Source organism: Chroococcus sp. FPU101 (assembly GCF_017312365.1).
GTDB lineage: Bacteria > Cyanobacteriota > Cyanobacteriia > Cyanobacteriales > Microcystaceae > Chroococcus.
In genome coordinates this window covers 18804-34082 of record NZ_BLJI01000015.1, presented here as the reverse complement: position 1 = coordinate 34082, position 15279 = coordinate 18804, and the positions used below count along the sequence as shown (strand labels likewise).

Annotated in this window: 13 protein-coding genes and 1 pseudogene; 7 read left to right on the top strand and 7 right to left on the bottom strand. The window is 37.8% G+C overall.

Going from position 1 to position 15279, the window contains the following annotated elements:
• Positions 1 to 18: 18 nt before the first annotated feature.
• Together recF and CFPU101_RS14205 are read right to left on the bottom strand one after the other, a co-directional pair.
• Positions 19 to 1170 (bottom strand): DNA replication/repair protein RecF, encoded by a 1152-nt coding sequence (gene recF, locus CFPU101_RS14210; RefSeq protein ID WP_206816004.1) that lies wholly within the window; start codon positions 1168 to 1170, stop codon positions 19 to 21.
• 254 nt (positions 1171 to 1424) lie between these two features.
• Complete coding sequence (locus tag CFPU101_RS14205; protein WP_206816003.1) at positions 1425 to 2012, bottom strand: PRC-barrel domain-containing protein; 588 nt, start codon at positions 2010 to 2012, stop codon at positions 1425 to 1427.
• A 446-nt stretch (positions 2013 to 2458) separates the two neighbouring features.
• On the opposite strand from CFPU101_RS14205, the gene CFPU101_RS14200 reads away from it, so the two are divergent.
• The 4 genes from CFPU101_RS14200 (at position 2459) to CFPU101_RS14185 (ending at position 6452) form a co-directional block, all read left to right on the top strand.
• Positions 2459 to 4132: a transglutaminase domain-containing protein gene (locus CFPU101_RS14200; RefSeq protein WP_206816002.1), complete on the top strand. Its 1674-nt coding sequence runs from the start codon at positions 2459 to 2461 to the stop codon at positions 4130 to 4132.
• A gap of 68 nt (positions 4133 to 4200) precedes the next feature.
• Positions 4201 to 5319, top strand: coding sequence for an acyltransferase (locus tag CFPU101_RS14195; RefSeq protein WP_206816001.1), 1119 nt, complete (start codon positions 4201 to 4203; stop codon positions 5317 to 5319).
• A gap of 80 nt (positions 5320 to 5399) precedes the next feature.
• Positions 5400 to 5882, top strand: coding sequence for a DUF192 domain-containing protein (locus CFPU101_RS14190; protein WP_206816000.1), 483 nt, complete (start codon positions 5400 to 5402; stop codon positions 5880 to 5882).
• 378 nt (positions 5883 to 6260) lie between these two features.
• Positions 6261 to 6452, top strand: a complete 192-nt coding sequence (locus tag CFPU101_RS14185; protein WP_206815999.1) for a DUF2949 domain-containing protein — start codon at positions 6261 to 6263, stop codon at positions 6450 to 6452.
• A 129-nt stretch (positions 6453 to 6581) separates the two neighbouring features.
• On the opposite strand, the gene CFPU101_RS14180 is transcribed toward CFPU101_RS14185, so the two are convergent.
• Positions 6582 to 8933 carry an ATP-dependent Clp protease ATP-binding subunit gene (locus CFPU101_RS14180; protein ID WP_206815998.1) on the bottom strand — a complete coding sequence of 784 codons (2352 nt, stop codon included), beginning with the start codon at positions 8931 to 8933 and terminating at the stop codon, positions 6582 to 6584.
• A gap of 227 nt (positions 8934 to 9160) precedes the next feature.
• Between CFPU101_RS14180 and cimA the strand changes: the two genes are divergently transcribed.
• Entirely contained in the window at positions 9161 to 10789 is a 1629-nt protein-coding gene (gene cimA / locus CFPU101_RS14175) for a citramalate synthase (protein ID WP_206815997.1), read from the top strand.
• 84 nt (positions 10790 to 10873) lie between these two features.
• Here cimA and CFPU101_RS14170 read toward each other — a convergent pair whose 3' ends face one another.
• The 3 genes and pseudogenes from CFPU101_RS14170 to CFPU101_RS14160 form a co-directional block, all read right to left on the bottom strand.
• Positions 10874 to 11155, bottom strand: a complete 282-nt coding sequence (locus CFPU101_RS14170) for a DNA-binding protein (RefSeq protein WP_206815996.1) — start codon at positions 11153 to 11155, stop codon at positions 10874 to 10876.
• A pseudogene (locus CFPU101_RS14165) lies at positions 11148 to 11486 on the bottom strand (type II toxin-antitoxin system RelE/ParE family toxin). The gene CFPU101_RS14170 and the pseudogene CFPU101_RS14165 overlap by 8 nt, the downstream one beginning before the upstream one ends.
• 23 nt (positions 11487 to 11509) lie before the next feature.
• Complete coding sequence (locus tag CFPU101_RS14160; protein ID WP_206815995.1) at positions 11510 to 12418, bottom strand: alpha/beta fold hydrolase; 909 nt, start codon at positions 12416 to 12418, stop codon at positions 11510 to 11512.
• Positions 12419 to 12520: 102 nt separating this feature from the next.
• Between CFPU101_RS14160 and CFPU101_RS14155 the strand changes: the two genes are divergently transcribed.
• A complete protein-coding gene (locus tag CFPU101_RS14155) occupies positions 12521 to 12805 on the top strand; it encodes a ribbon-helix-helix domain-containing protein (RefSeq protein WP_206815994.1) in 285 nt (94 codons plus the stop codon).
• A gap of 60 nt (positions 12806 to 12865) precedes the next feature.
• A complete protein-coding gene (gene moaA / locus CFPU101_RS14150) occupies positions 12866 to 13855 on the top strand; it encodes a GTP 3',8-cyclase MoaA (RefSeq protein WP_206815993.1) in 990 nt (329 codons plus the stop codon).
• A 90-nt stretch (positions 13856 to 13945) separates the two neighbouring features.
• On the opposite strand, the gene CFPU101_RS14145 is transcribed toward moaA, so the two are convergent.
• On the bottom strand, positions 13946 to 15247 hold the full coding sequence (locus CFPU101_RS14145; RefSeq protein ID WP_206815992.1) for a CO2 hydration protein: 1302 nt from the start codon (positions 15245 to 15247) through the stop codon (positions 13946 to 13948).
• Positions 15248 to 15279 lie beyond the last annotated feature (32 nt).

The window sequence follows — 15279 nt, the reverse complement described above, 5'->3', positions numbered from 1 at the left end:
AAAGACACTTCTAATGATTTACTCATAAATCTGTCCTTGCTCAATCGATAAAATTTGCGATGATTTCAGCCATTGGGCATCAAATGAATTAAGATGAGTTGTTGTAATCAAAGTTTGAAAACGATCTTGGATCGCTTCTAATAATTGATTTTGTCGATTAGCATCTAATTCAGCTAAAACATCGTCTAGCAATAATAAAGGGGGTTCGCCAATAATTTCTTCTATTAATTTTAATTCGGCTAGTTTTAGAGCAAGAACTAAGGTTCGTTGTTGTCCCTGTGATCCATAAGATTTAGCTGGAGTCTGATTAATTGTAAATTCAATTTCATCTCGATGGGGGCCGATAACCGTTGTTCCTAATTGTTGTTCAGCGATGCGACGTTGTTCGATTTTATCTAAAAAAGCTTGTTGCACCAGAATTGCATCATCTTCGAGCCATTCCACATTAGGTTTATATTTAAGCTGTAAAATTTCGGTTTTTCCGCTAATACTAGAATGCCACGCTTGAGCGAAAGGCATAATTCTTTCAATCACTCTAGCGCGTCGTCTAGTCACTCTTGAACCGGCTTCGGCAAGCTGTAGATCCCATAATTTTAATTGAGCGACATCAGTATTAAATTCTTCTAAAATAACGTCTTCATTTTGATTAGCAATTTCTTTTTTACGAAGTTCTTTTAATAAAGCATTTCTTTGTCGAAGAACTTGATTATATTGTTGTAAAATATGAGCATAAATTGGCTCTAATTGAATTAATAAAGTATCCACCCAATTCCGTCGAACTTCTGGTGAACCTCGAACTAATTCTAAATCTAAACTAGAAAATTGAACAGCATTAAGTACTCCTAGAAATTCAATATGGCGACGCAACGGCTCTTTATTTAACATCACAGTTCTGCGTCCCGTACTCCTTAAAATCAAGGCAAGTTCAGACACGCCATAACTTCTCTCTAAAGTGGCTAAAATTTGTCCCGTCTCTGCCTCGTCTAATATTAATTCTCGATCTCGATTTACACGATGACTTTTTAATGTTGCTAACAGTTCTACTGCTTCCAATAAATTCGATTTGCCTTGAGCATTGTTGCCGACAATAATCGTTTTTTGAGCCTTAAATTGTACGTTTTGGTGAGAATAATTGCGAAAGGAATGAAGATCGAGGCTTTTTAAATACATTAGTAAAGTGATTAAGTGCTATCATCTAAAATGATAGCAATAACTCGCGACTCATTAACCTAAACATTTAATTAAAATTCTTTAAAGCTTACTATTATTGCCTTTCGTATTTAGTCTCGCTTAAGGCACAGCTTCCCATCAGTTTTGTAATAAAGGTTTGAAACAACGCTTAACCTAAAATATACTTTTTATTAAATCTAAAGAGGAGGAAAATACTTCAATTTCTCTCCTCTTTAATAAGCTTATCATTAAGCTTATACGGTCTTATTTATTCTGCTGGCTTTTAAGCGTTCTTGATACTGCTTTAAATTTGTATGATGTTGGTCATTTAGATTATATAAATCAGGATCTAGATCATAATTATAATCACTATGATCATAGCCCGCGTAGCCCGCACTTAAATCAATTTTTGGAGCATCAGTACGACTAGGAGGTGCTGTATCAATTCCGCCGTATCCTACACCAAATGCCGCAGGGTTAGCACTTCTTTGTGGCTTCCGATAAACTTTTCTAACAGATTCTTCGTGAGCAAAATCAATAGTCATTTTATCGCTGTATTCAGGTAAATGTTCTACCTGTTCTTTAGTCAAGGTATCCGCATAAACTCGATGGTCTGAAAAATCAATCCGAGCGCGACCAATTGGTAATAAGACTTTTTTACCAAACACCCAAACACCAGTATTAATGACTAAATAACGAAATTGTCCATGATCATCGACAATAATATCATCGACTGAGCCAATTTTATCGGAATTAGCGTAGAGAGAAAAGCCGATAATATCGTTACCGTCAAAAGATTGATTATAATTACTGACAAAATCTTTTATTCTATAAAGTGACATCCTGTTTTACCTCAAATAAAGTTAATTTAGTTATTTTTATCCTAAAAAACGATTTAGATAATTTGATATACCTAAAGACTGAGATAAGATTAATATCACTCTTTTAGAATAGTTTTCGAGCTAACACAGTTTGAGTAAAATCAGACTAAATAGAGATCTTGAGTTTTGAAAAACTACTCTTTAGTTATGAATTTAATTAATAATTAAGCTTCATTCGATTTTTAAGCAACTTGAATGACAGAAAACCTGAAAAGCTCTCTAACGCTAGACAGATAAAATGATTAAAGACAAAAATAAAATGATAATAACCTAAGAATTTGTCAAATCTCGTGAGCAAAGCTAGATTGACTATGGGTTGTACAATCATTCAGTTCATGATGAGCAGCACCATCGTGATGAATTTTGCTATTGTTAGTAAATACAGACCATTTTGCGCTTAAATAAGCATGACTTTAAGTTTTTCCCCAAAACAGTTGATTGGTCAAACGATTCGTCCCTTAGTAGCTTCCTCTATTGATGGAATTGCCTTTTATGGCGATCGCCTTTTAGCTATTGATGGTAGGGAGGGTTATTTGTTACAAATCGAAATGTTAAACCAGCAGACGACGATCTTGAATTCTCATCATTGGTCAGAGTTTGTCGGTGCTAGTGGTTTAGCCGTTATTGATAATACACTCTGGTTTACGGTTAGAGACAGTATTTATTTTTGCTCTTTAATTGAAGGCGATTTAACACCTCAGTTATTTACTAAACTTCCTTATTCGGTTGAAGGTGTAACTGTTTATCAATCAGTTGTCTATGTTTCTAGCCAAAAACGAGGTTATATCTTTGTTTTAAGTCGTGAGACTGGAAAAGAAATCACCCGTTTTTACGCTCCTGGAATTGGTGTAGAAAATTTGACCATCAGAGGTGAGGAGTTATGGGTTACGGATACCATTGAACAAACGGTTTATTGTTTAGATCGAGCAACTGGGGAAATTAATTATAGCGTGATCACTCCGTTTGAGTCGCCTACGGGATTAGCTTTTTATTACGATCCCAAAACCGAAAAAGAATTATTATATGTCTCTTATACTTTCTTAGAACCAAGCATTAGGGATAACCCAAACGCAGAGCCTCAACACGAATTATTATATAGCCAGAAAACACTGATTCATCCCCTTTATTTTCAATATTATCCTGAGCAGAAATTTTCTTTATCAAATGGCTTTTTAATTGAATTAACCTATGTTGAAGAATTAGCACCACTGGATGTAGTCTCTTTAAAAAATGTGGAATGGCGAATTGCTTTGCCTGTAGAAACCCATCGTCAAAAAATTAAGTATATTGAAGCAGTCGGATTACCGTTTACTGAAGAAATTCAAGACGGACAAAAAATAGCTGTTTTTAAATTTGAAACATTAACCAATCAAGAGCGTTATATTTTTGGTTGGAAAGCGATTTTAGAGGTGTGGGGAATTAAGTATAAAATTACACCTAGAGATTGTGAAAAATTACCCCCGTTATCAACAGAATTTGCTGAACGTTATTTAGTCGATAATGATGATCTAGCAATGGATACTGAGATTATTCGTCGTGCAGCAGTTGAGGCGATCGGTACTGAAACCAATTTACTACGCAAAGTATACAGCATTCGTAACTATGTTTATGATCGTCTTTCCTATGGCATTAAACCCCATATTGATACACCCGATGTTGCCTTAAAAAGAGGGGTTGGTTCTTGTGGTGAGTATTTAGGGATTTTACTCGCTTTGTCTCGCTTAAATAAAATTGCTTGCCGTACTGTTGGACGTTATAAATGTCCTCATTTTACCTTTACTAAAGGAGTTCCTTTAGAACCAGATTATAATCATGTTTGGATGGAGTTTTATATACCTGGTTTTGGGTGGGTTCCTATGGAATCAAACCCTGATGATATTTTTGAAGGTGGGCCTTATCCATCCCGCTTTTTTATGGGTTTAGCTTGGTATCATGCAGAAATGGCTAAAGAAATACCTTTTGAACGTTTAATCAATGAAGGATCTCCTATCGCAAAAACAATAGTTTCAATTGGCGATTTAGCAATTAATCATGTTAAGTTTACCATTTTAGAAGAATTACAACCTCCAGAAAAATTTTAAACTTAAATTTACTCTTTTTGAAAACTTACTGCTATAATTGGGACGCAAAATTAGCTTGAATTCTCTCAATGATTGAAAAGCAATTTGTACAAACCTCAAGAAGGTTAGATTGGCTCGACCAAATGAAAGGTTTAGCAATTTTCAGTATTGTTATCTTTCATTTTTTTCAATTTTATCCTAAAGAATTGGAATTCATTGCTGTTTTATACCGTTTAGGAGCGAGAATAGCTTTAGCGGCTGTTGATCTATTTTTTGTGGTTGCTGGTTTTACGACAAGTTATATGATGATTCGACAATTGCAAAAACATAATTTGTCAGTTTCATCAATCGATTTTAAATCATGGCTGATTAAACGTTTGTTTAGAGTCTATCCAGCTTATCTTCTAGCTGGATTTTGTAGTTTACTTCTTTATTTTATATTTAAAAAATTTCCGCCATTTAATCTTGATCTTATTCTTAGTATATTAGGTTTAGCTGATTATAAAACTCAAGTTATTAATCCTGGATTTTGGTTTTTTAGAGTTTTATTACAAGCTTATTTAATTATGCCTCTTATTTTACCACTTGCCATCAGAAATCCAAAGATAATTCTTTTTATTGGTATTTTGGGTGGTGCAATTGTCAAAATAATTGGCTTATCTCTACCCCATACTTCTTGGGTATATCCTTATTTTTTACAGAATAATTCTATTGGAAGTTACTGGCTACAGTTGTGTTTAGGTTTATATTGGGGAGCCATATATTATTACAAAAATGATTTTCGTAAAATTGATTATTTTGTATCCATTATTTCTTTATCGCTCGGAAGTGCTTTATTTTTTATTTTGCCATCTTTAGGAATTAATGTCATCTATAAATTAGGAATTGATCTTTTTGTAAGTCCTTTAATCTTTCTACTTGTATATTTATTTTTTACAGTAGTCAAAGAGCGTTTAAAAGCCTTCAAATTCATGAATTTTGGTTGGGATAAATTATCATTACTAGGTATTTATTCTTATCAAATTTATTTAATTCATCAGCCTTTATATTTGGTCATATTTGCTATTTTAGTCAAACCAATTAATGTCAATAGTTATGTTAAATTTTTTAGTGTTTTGGGTCTTACTATTCCTCTGCTGATTGCCTATGTTATTATGTTTACTCATTTGGAAAATGGGATCATGAGGAAAATTAGTTTTTTAGCGTAAAGCTAGGCTTACTCTGTTCTTAATGATATCATTTGAAACACTTAAATTCATTAAATCTAATAATAATATAAAGAAAAGCCATGTCGTGGAAAAAAATTAGTACAATTATTGGTTTAAACATCATCCTTATGGGCTGTGTAGCAATCAACGCTCCCGTCGCTCAACAAATTCAAACCGAACAATTAGGACAAATGTTACCCGTCACGAAGAAAGCTTCTTTAGGACAAGCAGTGATCGAATTAGAAGTTGCACAAACTCCCGAACAGCAGGCTATGGGATTAATGTATCGTACTTCTTTACCCGACAATCGTGGGATGTTATTTCCTTTTAAAGAGGCCCGTTATACTCAATTTTGGATGAAAAATGTAACAATTCCTTTAGACATGATTTTTCTTCGAGACGGCGTAATTCAAGCGATTTTTTCCGATGTTCCTCCCTGTGCGGCTGAACCTTGTCCAACTTACGGCCCACCAACTTTAATTGATCAAGTGATTGAATTACCTGGTGGCAGAGCAGCCGAATTAGGACTTAAAAAAGGCGATCGCGTTAAAATTAATTATTGAGTTTACTTTTAATAGCTCACTTCATAATTGATTTAATCAGCAAAGACAAAGTTTTGTATCATTCATTAAATAGAAGATTATTTGATCGATTATTATTGGGTAGTCTAATATTAGCATCCGCTAGATCGCTCTAGATTTAAGGAAAGCCAAGCTAATAACTTAGCTTTTGACATCCGTAAATATACTGAGTCATCAAATATTAGAAATCTTAAAAAATAATTAATAATTTTGTCTAAAGTGATGTTTTTAGATAATTATTATAAGTCCTTCTATCTTATGATGACCCAAAACTCATACCTTAGATGAATTCGGAAGACAAACAAAATCGGATACAAAAATAATTTAAGAGCCAATAAGAAAAACAGTAAAGGAGAAAAAATGCTAAATACACCCTACGCTAAATTTTTACGTTTTTTGCACGAGGATCTAGACCTGTCTCATGAATCAATTGCGATCGCGGAACGTTCTATCAAAAAACAGCAAGGCCCGTTACCGATGATCCTCTGGCAATATGGTTTAGTGACCCTAGAACAACTTGATCGAATTTACGAACGGTTTGAAGAAATCTAATACAGATGAATTATGCTTAATCCTAAGATTGCAAATTACCGTAAACGAAAACGATATGAACTCCCAACAAATCAATAAAAAAGGCAGGCTATTCACTAACCTGCTTTTTTGATGTCTATCTAGAATGATCTAACCGACGGGTTGTAACTGCAAAACAGAGGCCCCACAGGGAACGACTTTAACCTGTCCTGCTTCATTTACATCAACGCTCACCGTATCACCATCTTTAATTTGACCTGAAAGAATGGCTTCAGCTAAACTATCTTCTAAGCGTCTGGTAATGGCTCGGCGTAACGGTCTAGCACCATAACTGGGGTCATATCCTTCGCTAACGACTAGATTTTTAAACGCTTCTGTCACTTCTAGAATCATCTCACGCTGTTCTTTGACCTGTTTCGCAATTTCGTCTAAAAGAATATCAGCAATTTGAGTCACTTCAGGTTTACTCAGTTGACGGAACACAATAATCTCATCGAGACGGTTGAGGAACTCAGGTCGGAAATATTGCTTCATGTCATCAGTAACGCGGTTACGGATGTTGTTGTATTGTGCGTCTGCATCTTCGGAAGCTTCAAAACCAAAGCTACTACCGCCTTTTTCAATCACTTTTGACCCAATATTAGAAGTCATAATGATCAATGTATTTTTAAAATCAACGGTACGACCTTTAGCATCAGTCAGACGACCATCATCTAACAGTTGTAGCAAGAGATTAAAGACATCGGGGTGAGCTTTTTCGATTTCATCAAACAAAACGACTGTATAGGGTTTGCGTCTGATGGCTTCGGTTAATTGTCCACCTTCATCGTAGCCAATATATCCAGGAGGCGAGCCGATGAGTTTAGAGATGGTATGAGATTCCATGAATTCTGACATATCCACTCTGATCAGGTTCTCGGATGAGCCAAATAGGAAGGCTGCTAAGGCTTTGGCGAGTTCTGTTTTACCAACTCCAGTAGGGCCAGCAAAGATAAAACTTCCAGTAGGACGGTTGGGATCTTTGAGTTTAACACGCGCCCGACGTACCGCACGTGATACAGATTTGACGGCATCATCTTGACCGATAATGCGTTCATGAAGATGATCTTCTAAATTGATTAACGCTTCTGACTCGGTTTCGGTTAATTTATTAACGGGTACACCAGTCCAAGATGCCACGATTTGAGCGATTTCTTCTTCATCGACGACGGGGACTAAAGACTCAGGGTTAATCACAGGTGATTCTTCTGAAGTCATTTTTTGTTTGGTCGAATATCTTAAATGCGTCCGTGAACCTGCTTCGTCAAGTAGATCGATCGCTTTATCGGGTAAGAAACGATCACTAATATAACGATCGGCTAATTGGGCTGCTGCTTCAAGGGCTGCATTAGAATACTTAACCTTATGATAGTCTTCGTACTCTTTGCGTAGACCGTAGAGAATTTCAATCGTTTCACTAACAGAAGGTTCACCAACCATTACAGGCTGAAAACGACGCTCTAGGGCTGCATCTTTTTCGATATGCTGACGGTATTCATCAAGGGTTGTGGTACCGAGACATTGTAATTCACCACGAGCAAGAGCCGGTTTTAGCATATTCGCAGCATCCATCGCGCCACCTAATGCACCTGCACCGATGAGGGTATGAAGTTCATCAATGACGAGGATGATATTACCACTCGCTCTAACTTCTTCTATAATGCCTTTGAGTCGTTCTTCAAAGTCACCTCTAAAACGAGTTCCCGCGAGGAGTGAACCCATGTCTAAGCTAATGACTTGTTTATCGAACAGGGTTTCAGGGACATCTCTTTCAACAATGCGTTGAGCGAGTCCTTCGGCAATAGCTGTTTTACCGACACCAGGTTCACCGACTAATACAGGATTATTTTTCGTGCGACGGCCTAAGATTTGGATGGTTCGCTGGATTTCATTTGCCCTACCGATGACGGGATCGATTTTATTTTGTGCAGCGAGTTCGGTTAGGTTTGTACTAAAATCTTTGAGGATCGATTGACGATTATTTGATCCGGCTTGAAAAGGATTACCCGAAGATACACTAGCGGGTACTTTTTCGCTGAGTTTTTTAATCAGTGTGGTTCGTAACTCGTCTAAATCAACATTTTGCTGAATGAGGACTTTAGCGGCTAAGGTTTCTGAATCTACTGCGATCGCGAGTAAGATATGTTCGACTGTAATAATTTTGTCGCCTAACTGACGCGCTTCTTGGAATGCTTGTTCAAAAATCCGCTTGACTTTGGGTGTAAACGGGATGTTGGCTGGACTGTACCCCGGCCCTCTACCCGTCATGTTTTCGATGATGCGTCGTGTAGCGTGTAGCTCAACCCCTAGATCCTTTAGCAGTGTTGCAGCATAGGACGTTCCATCGCCGACGATCCCTAGTAAGAGTTGTTCTGTCCCAACGACGTTATGACCTGTGCGTCGAGCCTCTTCTTGGGCAAACATCACCGCTTTAATGGCTTTTTCGTTGAAATATTCAAACATGATGTTAGGATTTCCGGGTACTTAACGTTTCTTTATACTTACAAATGTACCGCGATTGCCTAAACCCTGAGCAGTGGGAATACCCGTAATCTCAAGGGTTGGGTACAAAAATCAGTGATCTTTTCTCCTATGACTTTTAAAAGTCATTTCAAACTGTTATTGTAGGCTAATAAGGCTAGATTCTCCGCCCGTATTTGAAGATTCATTCATATCTATTGACAATTTTCATGGATAGTGCTAATAAAATTTGGTTGTATGATACAACATTAAGAGATGGGGCGCAAAGAGAAGGGATTTCTCTTTCACTAGAAGATAAGATCAAAATTGCCCGCAAGTTAGACAGTTTAGGTATTCCGTTTATTGAGGGAGGATGGCCTGGGGCTAATCCTAGAGATGTTCAATTTTTCTGGAAACTGCAAGAAGAACCTTTAAAACAGGCGGAGTTAGTCGCTTTTTGTTCAACTCGTCGCCCGAATGGTACGGCGGCCCAAGATAAAATGTTACAAGCCATTTTAGCGGCTCAAACTCTTTGGGTGACTATTTTTGGCAAATCGTGGGATCTTCACGTCTTAGAGGGCATTCAAACCACGCTCGAAGAGAATTTAGCGATGATTCGGGATACCATTGAATATTTGACCAGTCAGGGTAGACGGGTGATTTATGATGCAGAACACTGGTTCGATGGTTATAAGAAAAATCCTGTTTACGCACTTTCTACCCTAGAAACAGCACTGCAAGCAGGGGCAGAATGGCTCGTGTTTTGTGATACCAATGGCGGTACTCTACCTCATGAAATTAGCCAAATTGTTCAAGAAGTTGTAACAGCATTAAACATTACTCCAGATGATCCGACATCCCCCAAACTCGGTATTCATACTCATAATGATTCAGGGTTAGCGGTTGGCAATAGTCTCGCGGCGGTTGTTGAAGGGGTGAGAATGGTGCAGGGTACGATGAATGGTTACGGTGAACGCTGTGGCAATGCGAACCTCTGTACAGTCATTCCCAATTTACAGTTAAAGATGGGGTATTCCTGTCTAGATGAAGACGAATTATCTCAGTTAACCGAAACCAGTCGCCATATTAGTGAAATTGTGAATCTTGCTCCCGATGAACACGCGCCATTTGTCGGACGTTCGGCATTTGCTCACAAAGGAGGGATTCACGTTTCTGCGGTGGCAAAAAATCCCTTTACTTATGAACATATTGAACCCGAAGCGATCGGAAATCAGCGTAGAATAGTTATTTCGGATCAATCTGGTTTAAGTAATGTCTTGTCTAAAGCGAGTCATTTCGGTATTGACTTAAATAAAAATGATCCCACGTGCCGTCATATTTTAGAGCGTTTAAAAACCTTAGAAAGCGAAGGCTATCAATTTGAGGCCGCAGAAGCGAGTTTTGAATTACTGATGAGAGAAGCATTAGGGCAACGTCAACAGATGTTTGAACTCAAAGGCTTTCGGGTACACTGTGATATGCTTCAAGGAGCCGCCGAAATAAGTAATGCAGTCGCCACGATTAAAGTCAGAGTCGATGGGGTTGACTTGCTTGAAGTTGCTGAAGGAAATGGCCCTGTTTCGGCATTAGATTTAGCATTACGCAAAGCATTAGTTAAGTTCTATCCTGAAATTGCTAACTTTCATCTAGTTGATTATAAAGTCAGAATTCTCGATAGCGGTGCGGGAACTTCTGCAAAAACCAGAGTTTTAATCGAGTCGAGTAATGGACATCAACATTGGACAACCGTCGGTGTATCAGCCAATATTCTAGACGCTTCCTATCAAGCAGTGGTAGAAGGGATCGAATACGGGTTATTACTCAAAGACGTTCCAAGTCTAGCGGGTGTAACAAATTAAAATTTCTGCGATTAAATGATTTTTACGGCTTAGAAGGGCAGGTTGAGGAAACTTGCTATTTTAGCTGAATTTTCCTTTATACACTTAAGCCGATAACTTTTCAATCATTAAACGATAGCCTAAGCTACTTAAAACTTTCTGAAGATTTGTTAACTCAGAACTTCCCTGCATCGATAAAATCTCATCTTTATTGTTATCATGAAGCGATCGCATTATATTTTGATTCGCCTCAATCACATCTTTTAAAGCTAAAAGAAATACCTCTGGATTAACATCTTCTAAAGCCGCATTTAAGTATTCTTGGGCTTCTTCTGGATCTCTTAAAGCTTCAAACAAATCTTCTTGATAACTTCGGCTTCTAGGCATCAGCACGCCTCCTATAATCAATCCAATATTCTTTAGCTTCAGCAATATCTTTATCTTGGCTGCCTTTATCACCACCACATAACAAAATAATAATCCTGTCTCCCTCTTAAGCGAAATAAACCCGATATCCTGGTCCAAAATCAATCCTCAACTCACTGACCCCAGAACCAATGGGTTTACAATCTCCCATCAATCCTAGCCTAATTCGGTTGAGACGGGTACGAATGACCCCACGAGCTTGCCTGTCTTTTAACCTTTCAAGCCACTCGTTAAACGGCACTGTCCCGTCAGCCTTCTCGTAAGTCCGAATAACCTTCTCTTGTGCTTCCATCCCCTTACTTTTATTGATCTGGGTTACACTATCTTACTTTGTGCAAAAAAACGTTGTAACCAATCTAAAATGTATTGATTAACAACTGTTGGGTTTTCATCTTGGGGACAATGACCCGTATTTGGAATCGAATGAAATTCAGTATCCTTACCATTTTTGGCTCGTTCTTGATAGAGGAATGCACCTTGTATCGGTGTCCAAGGATCAGCTTCACCCCAGAGAATAAGTAAAGGTTGCTGGATACGGGGTAATAATTCCGAGGGTTTTGGCCCTGCGGGTGCCGTTAAAATAGAAGCAAATACCTGCTGTGCATTGGGATCACAAGAGGGTTCATAGAGCATATCAACTAATTCATCGGTGATTGCATTACGATCGTAATAAACCTGATGCAAAGTATTACGGATGCGTTCTTTTTGACGAATGGCATTAAACAGGACTTTTCCTGCGACTGGAGAACCGACAATTTTAGTAAACATTCCCATTATCGTCCGTAGGGGGAAATTAAATTCTTCTGGACGGTGATTTAGTCCACCTGCACAATTAATTAAAACACCACCTGCGGTCATTTCGGGATATTCACTCATCATCACCATCGACAGTAAACCCCCAATGGAGTTACCAACAAATACAGTCGGTTCTTTAATCAGTTCTTGCCAAAAATCTCTTAACTGTTGCTGCCAGAGTTCGATCGTATAGTTCAGTACAGGTTTATTTGACCCACCAAAGCCCAGTAAATCGATCGCAAAGACGCGATAACCTGCATCAGCGAGTGGGGGAATGTTCTTGCGCCAATGACCAATAGAAGCCCCAAAACCATGTATTAGAAGCAACGGTTTACCTTGTCCCATTACTGTATATTGAATCGAGTGTCCGCGCCACATCCAAGTTAGTTTTTCTAAATTCGGGGAGGGAATTAATTGTTGAGTGGTCATTCTAATAAATAATGATAATCTCGTCTTTATTAACTATCCTGACAAATATCCTAGTGTCTTGCCACCGACATCGGGTATATCTCTATTTAGGTTCAATCAATTATGAAGCACTCAAAGACTCGCACAAGCTTAACTTTACCAACTGAACTTTTAGCGGCAATAAATCAAATTGTCAATCAAGGTAAGGCTAAGAGTCGTGATGAATTTGTTACTAAAGCGATTAAAAATGAACTAGCTGCTTTAAAAAGAAGCGAAATTGATGCAGAATTTGCTCAAATGGCTCATGATACGGAATATCAAGCTTTAGCTATACAGATAAAAGCTGAATTTGCTGTCTTCGAGTTGGGAGGCTTTTCAGTTAGGGGAACAAGAGATAAGCTAGATTGACAACACAAAAGTTGTTAAAGTGGATATCCTTTAAGATAGAGAGAAAAAATAGATGAGTGTATGAACCAAGTTGACTATCTGCGTATCAGTTTGATTGACCGTTGTAATTTTCGGTGTCTGTACTGTATGCCAGAGGATGCAGAATTAGACTATATTCTGCGTCAAGACCTGCTGACGGATGAAGAATTGATGATTTTGCTTAAAGAGGTTTTTATTCCAGTGGGGTTTAGAAAGTTTCGTCTGACTGGAGGTGAACCCCTTATCCGTCCTAATGTCGTCAACTTAGTTCGTCAAATTGCAAGTTTAAAAGAAACTCAAGATTTATCTTTGACAACCAATGGCTATTTACTAGAAAATTTAGCCGAAGATTTATATCAAGCGGGTTTAAGACGGGTCAATATTAGTTTAGATTCTCTTAATTCTGAAACCTTTGATCACATTATCGGTAATCATGGGCGCAGTCGTTGGGAAAAAACTTGGAAGGGAATTTTAAAAGCTTATCAGGTGGGCTTTGATCCGCTTAAACTTAATGTAGTGGTGATACCAGATGTGAATGATCATGAAATAGAGGACTTGGCTGCTTTAACCCTAGAACGAAATTGGCACGTTAGATTTATTGAATTTATGCCAATTGGGAATTCTAATTTATTTGGGGATAGACAATGGATACCTTCAGAAGAATTACGCCAAAGAATTCGCAGTAAATGGGGACTGAGTGAGGGTAGGGTTAAAGGAAATGGGCCTGCCGATATCTTTCAAATCAATAATGCTAAAGGTACACTAGGATTTATTAGTCAGATGTCGGAATGTTTTTGCGATCGTTGTAACCGAATGCGTCTGTCTGCTGATGGTTGGTTACGTCCTTGCTTACTCAATGAAACAGGTCAAATTGATCTTAAAACCGCTTTACGCAGTGGTGTTCCTTTGGCTGAACTCAGAGACAAAGTACAGTTTTTATTAGATTTTAAACCCGAAATTAATTTTAAACTGAGAGATTCTGGCACATCAACAGGAACTTATACCCGTACGATGTCACAAATTGGTGGTTAATAGAGATAAAAGTTTTCCTCCTTCCCTCTCCAATATATAAAAAGTCTTCCTCATAATTCCCTCTCCTAAAAGGAGAGGGTTAGGGTGAGGTTAACGATAATCTGGACTTTGGATATCTCGTAATCTGGCTTCAGGACGTTTAAAACGATCCATTTGTGCCTCGAAAAACTGACGATTTTTCATCAAATGTTTGGGATTTTGGTCATCTAAGGGATACAATAAGGCACATCTGAGGGCTTGGATAACGGCAGAAGTGACATTATACATTGAACGTTGAAATGTAATTCCGAGTTGAATTAAGACATCTTCTTCACCCCGACAATGTTTTTGATAATAATCTTTGAGATAATCGGGTAAGAAATGATACATATCATCCATCAATAATGTTGGTGGAATTCCTGCGGTTCCAACAGGGAAAACATCAGCGTATAAAATGCCATAATGGAAATCTTTTTGTTCATCGGGAACTTGTTTTGCTTGAGCATTATAAGATTTTGTTCCTCTAAAGGGTGCAGTACGATAGAACACTGCTTCTACATAAGGTAATGCTGCTTCATACAACCAAGTAAACGCTTTAGATTTTGGGATAATTTCAAAACATTCCCCATCGATATAAACATGATGATAAATGGGTCGTCCCGCAATCGCAAAGATTCCATTAACTAAAAAATCCATTGCATCTGGAACTCCTTTAAAACCACCCTCATCATAGATATCCGACATTTCAAAGAAAACGGGTGCCATCACTTCCCAGAATAATCCTAAGTTGGAATAATAGGATAACTGCCGTACCTGTTCTAAGAACATATCGGGAAATAGTTTATATAAACCCAACATGGCAGGATTCTTTTTAAAATAAGCCTTAATTGCTCGGTCTGCATTGGCTTTATACTCATCACTATCGAGATAAGCATCGAATTTACCCCATCCCATATCACGACCATGCCATAACATCGCTTGCATACAAGCTTCAGCAAATTCCATATTAATGCGATCGTGCCACAAATGATGGAACAATTTCGGCATTTTTTTCGTTTTTCCGTTTTCCATGAATTCTAATAATTCTGGATGTGCTGTTGCTACTCCGCGCCAAATTCGGAGATCAGCGTCATCACCTGCATAATGATTATGTAAATCTAAATATTCTTGGGGTAAGAAATATTTAAAGAAGGGCAGGGGTTCTAAAAAGACTCGTTCCGCGATATACAATAAATCTCGCCAGTAGAAGTCCATCGGTACCGCATATGCTTTATAAATTCCGATGATTTGCATCAAGTTTTCGGGCGTATCGGGTAACATAGAACCACCAGCTTCTAAGCGGTGTATCACTTCAGCAAATTCATGATTAGAAGGAGGGATAAGCGTTTCAGGTTTGACGGGTGTTTGTACCATAATTTTAATTTTGTTGTCCTAAATTGAATAAG

Excerpts from the sequence above, each read along its gene's own strand:
- recF (WP_206816004.1), bottom strand. The coding sequence starts at position 1,170 with ATGTATTTAAAAAGCCTCGATCTTCATTCCTTTCGCAATTATTCTCAC.
- CFPU101_RS14205 (WP_206816003.1), bottom strand. The coding sequence starts at position 2,012 with ATGTCACTTTATAGAATAAAAGATTTTGTCAGTAATTATAATCAATCT.
- CFPU101_RS14200 (WP_206816002.1), top strand. The coding sequence starts at position 2,459 with ATGACTTTAAGTTTTTCCCCAAAACAGTTGATTGGTCAAACGATTCGT.
- CFPU101_RS14195 (WP_206816001.1), top strand. The coding sequence starts at position 4,201 with ATGATTGAAAAGCAATTTGTACAAACCTCAAGAAGGTTAGATTGGCTC.
- CFPU101_RS14190 (WP_206816000.1), top strand. The coding sequence starts at position 5,400 with ATGTCGTGGAAAAAAATTAGTACAATTATTGGTTTAAACATCATCCTT.
- CFPU101_RS14185 (WP_206815999.1), top strand. The coding sequence starts at position 6,261 with ATGCTAAATACACCCTACGCTAAATTTTTACGTTTTTTGCACGAGGAT.
- CFPU101_RS14180 (WP_206815998.1), bottom strand. The coding sequence starts at position 8,933 with ATGTTTGAATATTTCAACGAAAAAGCCATTAAAGCGGTGATGTTTGCC.
- cimA (WP_206815997.1), top strand. The coding sequence starts at position 9,161 with ATGGATAGTGCTAATAAAATTTGGTTGTATGATACAACATTAAGAGAT.
- CFPU101_RS14170 (WP_206815996.1), bottom strand. The coding sequence starts at position 11,155 with ATGCCTAGAAGCCGAAGTTATCAAGAAGATTTGTTTGAAGCTTTAAGA.
- CFPU101_RS14160 (WP_206815995.1), bottom strand. The coding sequence starts at position 12,418 with ATGACCACTCAACAATTAATTCCCTCCCCGAATTTAGAAAAACTAACT.
- CFPU101_RS14155 (WP_206815994.1), top strand. The coding sequence starts at position 12,521 with ATGAAGCACTCAAAGACTCGCACAAGCTTAACTTTACCAACTGAACTT.
- moaA (WP_206815993.1), top strand. The coding sequence starts at position 12,866 with ATGAACCAAGTTGACTATCTGCGTATCAGTTTGATTGACCGTTGTAAT.
- CFPU101_RS14145 (WP_206815992.1), bottom strand. The coding sequence starts at position 15,247 with ATGGTACAAACACCCGTCAAACCTGAAACGCTTATCCCTCCTTCTAAT.